Origin of the sequence: Dyadobacter soli (genome assembly GCF_900101885.1) — a bacterium.
GTDB classification, from domain to species: domain Bacteria; phylum Bacteroidota; class Bacteroidia; order Cytophagales; family Spirosomataceae; genus Dyadobacter; species Dyadobacter soli.
Genome location: NZ_FNAN01000011.1, coordinates 200128 through 213643, shown reverse-complemented (window position 1 = coordinate 213643; position 13516 = coordinate 200128). Strand labels below are relative to the sequence as shown.

The window sequence follows — 13516 nt, the reverse complement described above, 5'->3', positions numbered from 1 at the left end:
TTTATGCAAGAAAAGCGGCTTTCATTTCTTGACCGTTATTTGACGGTCTGGATTTTCCTTGCCATGCTTTTGGGGGTGTCCATCGGGTATTTTTTCCCAGGCACACCCGATTTTATCAATCGGTTTAATTCTGGCTCGACCAATGTGCCATTAGCCATTGGGCTGATTCTGATGATGTACCCGCCACTTGCCAAAGTGCGCTATTCAGAGCTTCCACAAATATTCCGGAATACCCGTATTCTTGGCCTGTCACTGCTGCAAAACTGGATCGTGGGGCCGCTACTGATGTTCGGCCTGGCGGTAGTGCTCCTGCCGGATAAACCGGAGTACATGACGGGATTGATCATGATCGGTATCGCACGTTGCATTGCGATGGTGATCGTCTGGAATGATCTTGCAGGCGGTGACCGCGTGTATGCGGCCGGGCTGGTAGCATTCAACAGCATTTTTCAGGTGCTGTTTTATTCAATATATGCCTATGTGTTTGTGACGCTGCTGCCGCCATTATTTGGACTGAAAGGGTTCGAGCAGGGCCTCCTGGTGGTTGATATTACCATCGGAGAAGTAGCGCAAAGCGTCTTTGTCTATCTCGGCATTCCGCTGCTGGCCGGGATCATTTCGAGGGAAATATTGACCAGGTCGTTTAGTCAGCATTGGTATGAAAAGAAATTCCTACCGGCGGTCAGTCCCATTACCCTGATTGCGTTGCTGTTTACAATCGTGGTCATGTTCAGCCTGAAAGGAAACCTGATCGTAAGTATCCCGCTGGACGTTCTGCGCATCGCCACTCCCCTATCGATCTATTTTGTCATCATGTTCTTTTCTGCCTTTTATCTCTCAAAACGGGCAGGTGCGGATTACGCAAAATCCACCTCACTGGCATTCACGGCCGCAGGCAATAATTTTGAATTGGGCATTGCGGTTGCCATTGCTGTCTTCGGAATTGATTCCGGAGCTGCATTTGCTGCAGTGATCGGGCCGTTGATTGAAGTGCCGGTGTTGATCCTGATGGTAAATTTCGCAGTGCGACAAAAAAGGTTATTTCTGAGATGAGATGTAGAAATAGTCGTGCGATATTTTAGCGCAACCAAGCTCTTAAACAAGTTCATGGTCTTCGGAGCCAATTACAATACACAAAAACGACCGGATTTATAGTCACGAGTATGCCTTAGATGTCGTTAAAATGCCAGCATGAGTGATGCTCTTCATTAATCTCATCACGTCGAACACACACTTGTGCAGGATTAAGAGAAAAGGTTATACAAACCGAAAGGCATTACCGGGCTCCGATAATGCCTTTCGACAATTTTTGCCGCAGAATAAATTTACCGGGGACTTATGACCTGGCCTGTACTAGGCCCGAATACGCTTTTGCGGAAACCGTATTCGAGGGCTTTCATACTTACCGGCACTTCGCCAGGAAAATAAGGAAAATACTGAGGTGAATCTTCGATAACTGTTGGGCTTACTGCATTGATCCTGATGCCATTTTCTAGCTCTATGGCCGCGGCCCGCACGAACGCTTCGATCGCCCCATTGGCTGCCGCAGCGTTCGCAAAGTTTCGCTGCGGGTCGGTCGTTAAAGCTCCGGCAATTAAAGTAAATGATCCCTTGGGATTGATATAGCGCTGCCCGACCAATACCAAATTGACCTGTCCCATCAGTTTGCCTTCCACGCCTTTCCGAAATTCCTTGTCTGTCATACTTTTCCACGGCCCAACATACGAAGGACCGGCAGTGGAGATCAGGGCATCAAAGCTGCCAACCTGCCTGAACAAATTTTCAATCGAGTCGAGTGAAGTGATGTCAGCCTGAATATCTCCACAACTAGAACCGACCCTTATTATTTCATGCTCTTTTTCAAATGCATCGGCAAGGTATTTACCCATGGTGCCCGTGGCACCAACTACTACAATTTTCATTTGTTATTGATTGTAAATTTAATGGAACTCTTAATTTGAAGATCTGGCCAAACACACAATGCGAGGCAGGCACGAACGCGAATCCATATGATCTGTGAGATCACTTGAAATGGATATAGGAAATTGTTGATCTAAGTTGGATAAAGAAGATGAAGGCACGTCTGGTCACCGAGATTATCGTCCCAATAATGCCGATCATAGCGATGATAAACAGGTTCATGGGAAAGCCGATTTTGTATCAAACTCTTCCATGATTAACCTTTTACTCACAACCATACCAGCGGTTGTTCCGGTAGCGACCGCATTAGCAACTGTCCGCATGCGGCCTGAATTGTCACCACAGGCATAAATACCATCTACGTTTGTCTGTTGATAAGCATCGACCTGGATATAGCCATCCGAAGTCAACACACATCCCAGCGATTCAGGTATCAGACTGGTTTGCGTAAAAGGCACCAATGCATAAGCCACTTTTAGCGGTGCCGCTGGCCCGTCGGCAAAAACGATGGCTTCGACGCTACCGTCAGTATGGTCGAGTCTTGAAATTGGCTTTTCGATTATTTGTATCTGGTGATCAGCTAGCTGCCGGGCTTGCTGATCTGTCAACCCGGATGGCCCGTTCGTAAAAAGGGTTAAATCGTTTGTCCAATTGGAAATCAACCTGGCGAAGTCATATGCATGGCTCCCACTACCAATGATCCCAGTAACCTGGTTCTTTACTTCATAACCATGGCAAAAAGGGCAGTGTAGCACTGAAATGCCCCAACAGGCCGAAAACCCATAAATATCTGGAAAGGTGTCCTGAATGCCCGTCGCAAAAATCAAAGCCTTAGATATAAACCGCGCACCTGATTGCGTTCGGACTTCAAAACCATCACTGCGCCTGGTTGCGCCATTTGCCAGTTCGGATATAAAGGAAACGGTAGGGTAAGCGCTGACTTGCGCTCTCCCCAATTGAGAGATTTCCACCGGCTTCCGGCCATCTTGTGTGAGGAAATTATGTGAATATGGAGTTTGACGGTTGCACGGCCTGCCATTATCGATAATAAGTACCTGCTTTGATGCGCGTCCCAATGCCATTGCCGCAGCCAGGCCTGCATAGCTTCCACCTATGATAATCACGTCAGCATATGTAGTATCCATTGGTTATTGCAAGGTTTGAGATTTGTTAATATTTTCAGGCTTGGATGATAAAAAGTCGACAACTGTGTTTACGACTGGCAAGCCAACAAAGACGATCCAGGGAACGAGTGAAATCGTAAGTATCAGCGTTCTTTGATAGAGGGGAAGCCCGGATAAAGGTTCTGCCAGAAAGTAAAGGAATGCGGTAATCGAAGGATAAATGACCACCCAGATCTTTAATGAGGCAATTATTTTTGCTTTTGTTTTCATAGCTCAATTTGCTTTGTTTGAACGGTACAAAGGTAATTTGGGCCCAAGGTCAACGGATAGGACAATTATCGAGTTGTATAGCAGAATCGGCGATCATACCGAATTGTTGGTAGCTGATCAATTACAGATAATAGAACCTAAGCCATAGAACCATGAAGTCAATTCCAGTAAGGCATATCGCGCAAACACACCAGGATCTTAGTGATCTTGGCCGGTTCAGTATCAGGGCGCTCAGTACGGTGCTCAAAGGTCAAGACCTTGTGCACGACCTTCATCGGCACAACTTCTATTTTGTCCTGGCCATACAGGAAGGTCAGGGTATCCATGAAATCGACTTTGTAAAATATGACGTCCAGGCAAGCACCGTATTCATCCTTCGCCCAGGTCAGGTACACCATTTACGCCTGGCGGCAAATTGCACGGGATTTTTATTAGAGTTTGATAATTTGTTTTACCGTGCCCATAGTCCGGCCACCGAACAGCAATGGAAAAGGGCTACTTCTCAAAACTTCCAACAGATCAAGGAAGCCAGCTTCAAGAAGCTGATCAGCTACCTTTCAAACTGCCACGATGAATACGCATCGAAGGAAGACGGGTATATGCAGGCAATCCAGGCGAATATGGAGCTCTTCATGATTGAATGTTCCAGGCAAAACCCCTTTTCTACGAAAGTCGCAGCTGGTGTTTCTACGTACACCCAGGAACGTTACGAGGAGTTAATGAGATTGCTTGAAATGAATATCACCCAGATCAAAAGTGTATCCGAATACGCCAAGCTGACAAATTTATCAGTCTACCAGCTCAACGCAATTACCAAGGCCTCAGTCGGCAAGACCACGGCCGATTTGATTAACGAGCAGATAATCCTTGAAGCTAAGAGGTTCCTGCTGGCAACCTCGAATCAGATCAAAGACGTTGCCTGGCATTTAGGATACGAAGACCCCTCCTATTTTATCCGTTTTTTCAAGAACCACACCGGCTTCTCGCCTGATGCTTTCCGCAAACAAATGCAATAGAAGACTTAGGGGCTGAGCACTATTTGTTCCCGTAGACGAATCTGCCTTAGAACCCGCTTTGAGAATCGCGACCCGGACTTTACGAATCCATCACCTGGATCGACAAAGTAGAAAACACCGCTGGTAATCAATTGGTTAAAACTCACCGAAAGTACCATGTAATTAGAGGATTGTCCTATCCGCTAGCTATAAGGGCATACTACTTTTGTAATGTTGATCGACAAACACAAAAGGAAATATCTCAGCCTTAGGCCTATTCAAAGCCAATGGTCTGGTAATAAAACAATCCAATCGACATCCCATTTGAAGCCAAAAAGCATAATACGAAAAATTCGTAATGGATTTTTCATGTCCCAAACAATTACAGTTCCAAACTTAAACAGCTAAATCGCTATGTATTTCCCAGCCAAAAAATCAATTGCAACCATAGTATTCACTTTACTTGCATTTACATCTTATGCGCAGCAAAGCAAGTTCAGCTTCTCGATCAATTCGTTGACTACAAACTTCAATTACGGTAGCGCGAACAAAGGCTTGCAACCCTACAAAAAGAATTTTAAAGGGCTTCAAATCGGTACCGCCTATCAAATTGGTTTAACTCCAAACTTTTCATTAGCACCCGAAGCCAATTTTGCCATAAAGGGAGGAATACTCGGAGCCGGAAACCCGGTCAGTGCCGGTAAAACTTCCGTCAGACTTTATACGATTGATGTTCCGGTATTTGCCCGTTTGCATTTAGGCCAGTTCTATCTAAATGCAGGCCCATACGCTGGTTACACATTGGGCGGGTTAATAAAAATTGATGGCTCTGCGGATGTTGCTCCATCAAAGTCAAAGATTTCCTTCGGACGCGGAGCCAGCGATTTCAAAAGGTGGGACTACGGCTTGCAGGCTGGGGCAGGATACAACTTCCAGCTTGAAAAATCGGTATTAACCCTTGATGCCCGGTATGGCTATGGACTTGCAAACATGTCAGTTGATATCGCCCGGTACAACCGTATGTTGAATATTAGCCTTATTATGTCAAAGCGCAAGTAGTTTGACCTTTGGAATTAGGTCATTAATTGCTACCGGCTCATTTCACTTAGTTGGCATTTATAAGTATCTTTACATTCTCATTTCAGCGGAATAGACTTCCCGCTATGAGCGATCTCAGTTCTGATGACAATCTAGCAGAACGAAAGACCTTACGTGCTCAAATTCAAGTGAATATATCAAAAACCTTTCAAGATATTGATATGCATTTACTATTGGATCTTTTGAGCGTGCTTTTTTTAGGCATAACCTGTTTCGCGGTTAACCATCTTGTCGGTGGATGGAAATCGCGTATAAGACGCCGGAAAGTAGAAATTCGAGTACAGTCGACTAAAAAACGCAAGCGGTCCCTCATCGAGAAGGAGCTTGATTATTTATTGCTCCAATATAATCAGGGTCTTCTCACTGAGCAGCAATACCACCAAATGACTAACTCACTAATTGACAAATTGATAGAGCTGGAATCACCACCTGTCGAAGTGTAGGAAAATTGCAGGATATTTGAGGTTAGGTTGATGGGAAGACGCCCCAATCGAGTCGACAGCTGCTAGACAAAAAAAGGTACTCGGCCATATATCATAGAACAACAGCTCAGCCTCTCAAATTTTTCATTCATGTTCTCACAGCAGAAAGGTGGACTACATAGAATTGTCAGATTCCGCTTTCAGCATAACATCCAGCGTCGTCTTAGTGCCCAAATGGATTTCCTGGGACTGGTATCCAGTTAACGAGAATACGAGCGTCGCTTCTTCCCCTGCGTTCACAGATATTGAGAATCTACCGGAACCACTGGTGGCCGTACTACGCTGCGTTCCCTTAATCACCACATTGACATTAGATAATAGGGCCCCATCCTCATTCCTGACAGTACCTTCAATGTTACCAGCCAATGGTGATACCCTCAGTAAAGGCCCATTGGCAGTTAATGCCGACCTCTGATCATATAATGCAAGAGCTATTAATAGTGCAGAAAATGTCGCCATATGCACAGCTGACCTAGGAATGAATTTAAACATATTTTTCAGGTTCATTTATTTCGAACGTACTTAAATGTTTACGCTTTGGATCAGGTAAACGACAAGAATGACGCTGATTAATACCAGTACGCCAGTCAATAAATTGGTCAGCCAGCTCTTGGGACGATACATGCCGCTTCTTAACTGCTCTTCGGTCAAATGATACTCGACAAAAGCAAGCAGGATTGACCCGATGCCAAAAAGCACGAGAACGATCCCAATTATTTTGGAATATCCATGCGAATGTAATTTAACAGGCTTACCCAGAGCCAGTCCAATCTGGGTAACGAAAAGTGAAAATTTCACCACCACAAACCCAAACGCCATTATGCCTACCCCCGTCCTGACCCAGGCGAGGTATGTCCGCTCATTGGCTAAATGGTCATTGGGTTTGTACTGCCTTTCCGGGTGCTCATTATTTTCTGCCATAATATTTCATCCTATTTTGATTGAAACAATATAAAAAAGCCAGCACTCAGTGAACACTGGCTTTCCTTTTAACGAACATATGCGAGTTAACGCACAGAAAAAATGATGAGTACAAATTTAACTACAATCATGCACATAATTGTCGCCAATGATCCAATTAAATACATTATTAATTTTAAACTAATTAAATAGATATATAAAAATTCATCACAAAAAGAATCGCGATGAATTCGATATTACGTGCTCATGCATAGTGACGTGCACTATACTGTCTTAAATTAATCAAAATGGGTGGACGACATTATTATTATTTAATTCATAATTTCAAATACTAAACATTTATTGAATTTAATCAATTTATGTAAGCTCAATTTTATTAGTCAATATTTCAATTCGCTCAACTAATTGTGCATTCCATTTTGTTCCATTTGGTGAAGGCCTATCCAACTCATTTAATTTATCTGCTATCTCACTTACAGTATTTTGGCCTGTTTGCCTTAAGGCTTTTATAAATGGGGCCGTTTCCAATGCAAATTTTTGCTCTACATTAAGCTTGGTATGCTTCAAAGCTGTCATTGACTGGCTAACCGCACCAGGCGAAACGGGCAACTTGACATTTAACCCTATGGCAGCATGGCCTGCCTTCATTCCAGCATGGTACATCTCACCAAGAACTTTGTAGAACAGGTACCTACTATATGCATCTACGCTCATTTGCCCCTCGATGGGCTTTACCAGAATTCGGATGACTTCCTCGATAAGGACAGCCCGAAGCTTGTCATCACGCAGTTTTTCTAGCAGTGACAAGCATAGATGCATCAAGTCACGATTTGAGTGTAGCATTCGCAATGGGTTTATCCTATGACCTTGATGCTGCTCACCGGCTTGCCACTACCTTCGTTCCCTGTCTGAGGTCATTTCGCGGGTTTACAATTATTTTATCTCCTTTTTTCAGGCTACCGAACACTTCGGTCATATCGCCCTGCTGCCCCAGGCGCACATCGATAAATTCTGCATTGCCCTCCGCATTTACCTTGATCACATACTGGCGCTCCGTGGAAACGACAATCGCGGTGTTTGGGACGGTTAATGCCCCTTCGGTACCTTCCGGCGTCAGCATCACTTCTGCAAACATCCCTGGCTTTATTTTCCGGCTCGCATTATTAACATCTATCTCAACTGTTTCCGACCTGAATTTCAGGTTCATATTTCCCGAGCGGCGGCTGATGCTACCTTTGAAAGTCTCGCCGGGCATAGCGTTGATATGGTAACTAACGGCCTTCCCTCTTTCAAGTCCCAGGCTATAATTCTCGGGCACATCTACCACAAGCCTTAACCGGTCCTGCTGTTGCAGGTTCAGCATTGGCCCTACCTGCCGGAGCCCGGAGCCCACCAGCGCACCTGGGTGCACATTCCGTTCTGTGATGATCCCGTCAAATGGGGCCCTGACAGTCAGGTAGCTCTTGATTTCGGTCAAGGCGTCGAAATTGGCCTTCTCCCCCATTGCCGAAGCACTGTCAGCCATCATTTTGGCATGCGCGCTTTCCAGGTCCAGCGCCGAAACTGATCCTGTAATACGGGTACTGGCCTTCAACCGGCGGTAATGTTCCTTGCTCGCTACCAGCATGGCCTGTGCTTTCAAAAAATTCGAACGCGCCGCCACCAGCTGCTGCTCGGTTTCGGGGGCTTCGAGCACCATGAGCACCTGGCCCTTATGCACCGCAGAGCCGCGGTCCACCAGCACCTTTTGTACAAAGCCGTCGGCCTTGGGATAGATGCTCACTTCCTGGAATGCCATAAACTCGCCCGGCAGCTGGATCTGTTGCCCTACCTGCCCCTGGGATACTTCGCCAATTTTGAAGGAACGCTCTGATTGTCCTTTCTTTGCTTTGGCTTCCCTGGGGGCCGACGATTCAGAGGATGAGCATGCTGAGAATGCGCCCAAACCAGCCAGGAGGATCAAATAGCTATATCGATTAGTTTTCATTGCTTGAATGTTGTTCTGGTTTATGGAAGCCGTTGGCGGAAAGGGCGGCGTGAACAGCAACCGGCTGTTCGGGAAGCAGTGACGGGTCTTGGAGCGGCGTTTTCTTTTGCAGTAATGTGTACACCTGCGGAACAATGTAGAGTGCTGCCAGCGTGGACGCCACCAGTCCGCCAATCACCGCGCGCCCCAGCGGCGCCACCTGCTCGCCGGCCTCTCCGGTGCCAAGGGCCATCGGCACCATCCCTGCCACCATCGCAAAGCTGGTCATCAGCACCGGCCTCAGGCGAAGCCCAGCGCTTTCCAGCGCGGCTTTACCAGCATCGGCGTATTCCCAGCGCAGTCGCTCGGCGTTTGTGACAATCAGGATCGCATTGGCAACTGAAATACCCGTGGACATGATGATACCCATGTAGGATTGCAGGTTCAAAGTGCTTCCGGTCAGCAGCAATGCCGCGATTGAGCCGGCAATTACTGCCGGTACCGTGGACAGGATCACCAGCGACAGCTTGAATGATTGGTAATTGGCAGCCAGCAGCAGAAAAATCACCAGAATGGCAATGCCCAGCCCCGTTTGCAGACTGTCCAGGGTCTCAGTCAAAAGCGAAGACATTCCCTTTATCTGGGTAAGAATTCCCTTTGGCGGCTGGCCGAGTGAAGCGATCGCATTTTCTACCGACCGCGTCGCAGCGCCAAGGTCCTGATGGTGCATGTTGGCAGAGACAGTCACGAACCGGCGCGGACCGGTGCGTGAATATTCTCCGGGCAGCGTGTCAACAGAAAATGTAGCGACGTCGGCAAGCACCGGCCTGGCTTGCCCGGCCACCAGCGGTACCTCTTGTAGCTGTGCCAGATTTCGCATGGCAAATTCCGGGATCTGCACCTGTACCTGATAGGTATAGGCTGCATTCTGGTCGAGCCACTGGTTTTTCTCGGTGTAGCGGCTCGACGACGTGGATGCGGTAATGGAACGGGCCGCAGCTTGCAGGCTCAGGCCCATTACCGCCAGCTTCTGGCGGTCGAGCTTGATGTTGATCACCGGAAATTTGAGCGGCTGCACAATCCGCACATCGCGTAAATGCTCGTCTTCGGAAAGCTTTTTCACCAGGCCTGTTGCGTACCCTTCGATCTCTTTCATATCGCGGCCGGCCACCTGCACTTCAATGGGCGTGAATGCGCCGCCGCTCATGAGCTTTTCCGTCAAGTCCGCCGGCTCGAACGACAAAGTAATGCCCTGCATTTTTTCCCCGACAAGGCCGCGGATACGTTCTTTCAGGTCCTGAATATTGGTTTTGTATTCAGGATCGAGCGCCACTTTAATCACCGCATCATTCGGCCCGCTGGTGCTCACATACAAATTCGAGGTGGCGTAGTTGGTAGGAACCACCCCGACATAAGCGGACGAAACGGCCAGATGACCGTCGGCGGCCTCGTCTACCAGTTCCAACAGCGTTGCCACCTCTTCCTCGGTCCTTTCCAGACGCGTACCGTCCGGAGTTTTCATCCGGATTACCATCTGCCCCGAATTGATCTGCGGGAGCATATCTTTCCCGATCACCGAAAATCCCCAAGCGGCCAGGGCCAGAATAAGTACCCCATAGATTCCGACTACCAGTTTATTGGAAGCAATCAGTCTCCGGTTTTGGGACATAAACCCATTTCTCACCCTGTCAAAAAAAGTGGGTGACTTTTCCGTGTCTGTATCGTGGCCGTGCCCCTGGTGATCTTTAAGCATCCAGTTGGCCAGGATAGGCACCAGGCTCTGGGCAAGCAGATAGGACACGGTCATGGCAAACCCGATCGACAAAGAAAGCGGTAAGAACATCGCTCTCGGCACGCCCGACATGATAAATGACGGGGCAAATACTGCTATGATACAAAGCAGGATCAACAAAAGCGGTAAAGCTACTTCCTTGCACGCATCATAAATCGCGAGCCGTTTGGGCTTTCCCATTTCCAGATGCTGATGGATATTCTCAATGGTCACCGTCGCCTGGTCGACCAACACTCCGATCGCCAGCGCCAGCCCGGACAGGGTCATAATATTGATCGTCTGACCGGCCAGGTTAAGGCAAAGCACCGCGGCAATGACCGATACCGGAATGGTAATGATCACGATCAGCGACGAGCGCCAGTCGCCCAGGAAAAGCAGTACCATCAATCCGGTGAGCAATGCGCCCAGGCCACCTTCAAAAAGCAAACTTTTGACAGAATTGATGACAAATATGGATTGATCAAACTCGTAATTGACCTCGATATCGTCCGGCAAAAGGCTGCGCATTTCAGGCAGTTTTGCTTTCAGCGCCGTTACCACATCCCAGGTGGATGCGTCGGCCGTTTTTACGACGGGAATATAGGATGAGCGGCTGCCATTGACCAGCGCATAACCGGCCGTCACGTCCGAGCCGTCGGCTACATTGGCAATATCCCTGAGCAGGACCGTCCTGCGCCCCTGGGTGCTAACCGGAATCTGCCCAAAGTCGGCCACGCGTTCTTCAAGCGAATTGAGCGTGGTAATGTAAGTGGTGTTGTCAACCCGGATATTGCCCGACGGCGTCATGGCATTGTTGGAAGCGAGCGCCTCCACCACTTCGTCGGGTGAAAGGTTCAGCGCGCGCACCTTCTGCGGGTCCAGGTTGATCACGATCGTGCGTGCATTGGTACCGATCGGCGGGGGTGCGGTAAGGCCGGGAACTGTCGAAAACAGCGGCCGGACCCTGGTCACGGCAAGCTCATGAATTTCCTTCAATGGACGGGTTTTGCTGCTGAAAACCAGATCACCGATCGGAACCGACGACGCATCGTAACGCACTACCTGCGGCGGCAGCGCGCCCGGCGGAAAAAACTTCATAGCCCGGTTGACCTGGATCGCTACTTCGGCCGCCGCTTGCGCCATATCGCTGCCCTCATAGAAAGACAGCTTGACGATCGTCAGCCCCTGCACGCTCCGGCTGGAAATCTCTTTGATACCGCCGATGTAAAGAAACTGGTCCTGCATACGGGTGGCAAAAAAGCCTTCCATCTGGGCAGGGGACATTCCGCCATAGGGCTCGATCACGTAGATGACGGGCGAGTTTAGTTTTGGGAAAATATCGACAGGGATCTTCGTGGCAGACATGATGGAAAACACCACCAGTCCCATGACAAAAACCAGTACCGCAATCGGACGTTTTAATGATAGGTTCAGCATAAGAGAATGGTTTACGGCCGGCGGAAAAAACTAAAAAACTCATCGAAGTCGCTGGTGGCGTAAGCGCGTTGCAGGCGGAGCTCAACCGCCCGCCGCTGAATATCGACAGCCTGCTTTTCTACTTTGGTCAAAAGCTGCATGGCATCTGTGAGTCCCAGGATATTTTCGATCCCGTTATTGTACAGGGAAAGTCGCTGCTGGTAAGCGCTCTCTGCGGACCGGATCGCCGTTGGCAATTCGCGCAGCGCCTGGCGCATGATTGACATCACCGAGTCGGAAGATGCGAGGGTGTTTTCAAGCTTCATTCTTTCGAAGCCAAGCTTTACGTCTGCTTCTTTTATTTTCCACTGCTGCACCTGCATCCGGCTCTTGATGCGCTTGAAATCTACCAGATTGACCGTTGCCGCCAAGCCTACCAGAAAATTGGTCCGGCTGTAACCAAATCCGGGGCCGAGCGGACCATAATTGTTGTCCAGGTCCAGGCTGGTACCGCGCGCCCAGGCGGCAGTCATCAGTGACACCCTGGGCATGGCCGTCTTGCGGATGACGCCGACCTCGGTTTGCTGGCGGCTTAGCATACTCGCCTGGTAGCGTAGCAGCGGATGACCGGCCGCCACCTGTAAATCCAGGCCAGGTTCAAGCAGCGCCTGCTCGTGGAATGTGGTATCGATGACCAGTTGACTCACTTTCCGGCCAGTGAGCATGGCCAGTTGCAGGAATGCGCGCCGAAGCCCCTCGTCGATCTCGTAATAGTTGAGCCGTGCCCGGGAGAGCTCCACACTGGCCAGCGAGGAATCCAATCCCGGCCGGATACCGTTGCTAACAAGGTTATTGATGATTTTACTGACCGTATCGGCGCGGGCCAGGTTATGGGATTCTATTTGCAGGATCCTTCCGCGCCATAGCACATCCAGATAAGTGCCTACAACTGCCTGCCTGAGCAAAAACGCCTCCCTTTCCACCCCGGCCTGCCCGATGGCGATATCCGCAATAACCAACTGGTCTTCCGCCTTGAAGCGTCCGAAGTTGTAAACTTCCCAGTCTGCCGTAGCCAATGCGATGTTGCCCGAAGTGAGGTCCATCCGGTTTTCGGGCCTCCTGCCACCGGAGGTGGGAACGATCATCCCCATTGAAAAATACGAACCCGAAAGGCCGTTCGCCGTACCAATGTCGATCTGGTCGTGCAGGCGTACATTCGGCAACCGGTTATCTTTCAACACGCGGGCACCGGCCTGGAATGAGGCCAGTGCCGCTCGCTGGGCTTCGATGGTCGGGTACTTTTCGATGGCCGCGTTTACGGCTTGTTCCATACTTAGCGGCTGCGCGTAAGCCGCCGAATAGAAGGCAAAAATGATCAGGAAAATAATCAGGGCAGGCGGTAATCTTAACATATGGGTGCTACTTGTTCATCGCAAACAAAAGGCGTGACACAACACCTTAGCCTGCTGAAAACCAGCATCCATTGCGTGCCCCGCTTGAAGTTTCAAAGTAAACAGGCAAGTTCTTATAGGGTAGTTAGAAGGTTATTAAAA

Annotated in this window: 13 protein-coding genes; 4 read left to right on the top strand and 9 right to left on the bottom strand. The window is 48.9% G+C overall.

From position 1 onward, the window contains the following. Positions 1–3: 3 nt before the first annotated feature. Positions 4–1053, top strand: a complete 1050-nt coding sequence (arsB, locus tag BLQ88_RS19425) for an ACR3 family arsenite efflux transporter (RefSeq protein WP_143016878.1) — start codon at positions 4–6, stop codon at positions 1051–1053. 272 nt (positions 1054–1325) lie between these two features. On the opposite strand, the gene BLQ88_RS19420 is transcribed toward arsB, so the two are convergent. The 3 genes from BLQ88_RS19420 to BLQ88_RS19410 all read right to left on the bottom strand — a co-directional run bounded on the left by BLQ88_RS19420 (position 1326) and on the right by BLQ88_RS19410 (position 3314). Next, positions 1326–1922: a short chain dehydrogenase gene (locus tag BLQ88_RS19420; RefSeq protein ID WP_090153546.1), complete on the bottom strand. Its 597-nt coding sequence runs from the start codon at positions 1920–1922 to the stop codon at positions 1326–1328. Positions 1923–2138: 216 nt separating this feature from the next. Next, positions 2139–3065 carry an NAD(P)/FAD-dependent oxidoreductase gene (locus BLQ88_RS19415; protein ID WP_090153544.1) on the bottom strand — a complete coding sequence of 309 codons (927 nt, stop codon included), beginning with the start codon at positions 3063–3065 and terminating at the stop codon, positions 2139–2141. 3 nt (positions 3066–3068) lie between these two features. Continuing rightward, the gene (locus tag BLQ88_RS19410) at positions 3069–3314 is read right to left on the bottom strand and encodes a putative antibiotic biosynthesis monooxygenase (protein WP_090153542.1); all 246 of its coding nucleotides are present in this window, start codon (positions 3312–3314) and stop codon (positions 3069–3071) included. A gap of 152 nt (positions 3315–3466) precedes the next feature. Between BLQ88_RS19410 and BLQ88_RS19405 the strand changes: the two genes are divergently transcribed. The 3 genes from BLQ88_RS19405 (at position 3467) to BLQ88_RS19395 (ending at position 5850) form a co-directional block, all read left to right on the top strand. Next, positions 3467–4330, top strand: a complete 864-nt coding sequence (locus BLQ88_RS19405) for an AraC family transcriptional regulator (RefSeq protein ID WP_090153540.1) — start codon at positions 3467–3469, stop codon at positions 4328–4330. 393 nt (positions 4331–4723) lie between these two features. Continuing rightward, complete coding sequence (locus tag BLQ88_RS19400; RefSeq protein WP_090153538.1) at positions 4724–5368, top strand: porin family protein; 645 nt, start codon at positions 4724–4726, stop codon at positions 5366–5368. 104 nt (positions 5369–5472) lie between these two features. Further along, on the top strand, positions 5473–5850 hold the full coding sequence (locus BLQ88_RS19395) for a hypothetical protein (protein WP_090153536.1): 378 nt from the start codon (positions 5473–5475) through the stop codon (positions 5848–5850). Positions 5851–6003: 153 nt separating this feature from the next. Here BLQ88_RS19395 and BLQ88_RS37550 read toward each other — a convergent pair whose 3' ends face one another. The 6 genes from BLQ88_RS37550 to BLQ88_RS19365 all read right to left on the bottom strand — a co-directional run bounded on the left by BLQ88_RS37550 (position 6004) and on the right by BLQ88_RS19365 (position 13375). Further along, the gene (locus BLQ88_RS37550; protein WP_374754765.1) at positions 6004–6348 is read right to left on the bottom strand and encodes a carboxypeptidase-like regulatory domain-containing protein; all 345 of its coding nucleotides are present in this window, start codon (positions 6346–6348) and stop codon (positions 6004–6006) included. Between the two features lie 63 nt (positions 6349–6411). Beyond that, a complete protein-coding gene (locus tag BLQ88_RS19385) occupies positions 6412–6810 on the bottom strand; it encodes a YidH family protein (RefSeq protein ID WP_090153533.1) in 399 nt (132 codons plus the stop codon). Positions 6811–7167: 357 nt separating this feature from the next. Further along, positions 7168–7653: a hypothetical protein gene (locus BLQ88_RS19380; protein WP_143016877.1), complete on the bottom strand. Its 486-nt coding sequence runs from the start codon at positions 7651–7653 to the stop codon at positions 7168–7170. Positions 7654–7687: 34 nt separating this feature from the next. Further along, positions 7688–8797 carry an efflux RND transporter periplasmic adaptor subunit gene (locus BLQ88_RS19375; protein ID WP_090153530.1) on the bottom strand — a complete coding sequence of 370 codons (1110 nt, stop codon included), beginning with the start codon at positions 8795–8797 and terminating at the stop codon, positions 7688–7690. Beyond that, entirely contained in the window at positions 8787–11984 is a 3198-nt protein-coding gene (locus tag BLQ88_RS19370; protein ID WP_090153528.1) for an efflux RND transporter permease subunit, read from the bottom strand. Before BLQ88_RS19370 ends, BLQ88_RS19375 begins: the two co-directional genes overlap by 11 nt. Before the next feature lie 11 nt (positions 11985–11995). Next, complete coding sequence (locus BLQ88_RS19365; RefSeq protein ID WP_090153526.1) at positions 11996–13375, bottom strand: TolC family protein; 1380 nt, start codon at positions 13373–13375, stop codon at positions 11996–11998. Between the last annotated feature and the right edge of the window lie 141 nt (positions 13376–13516).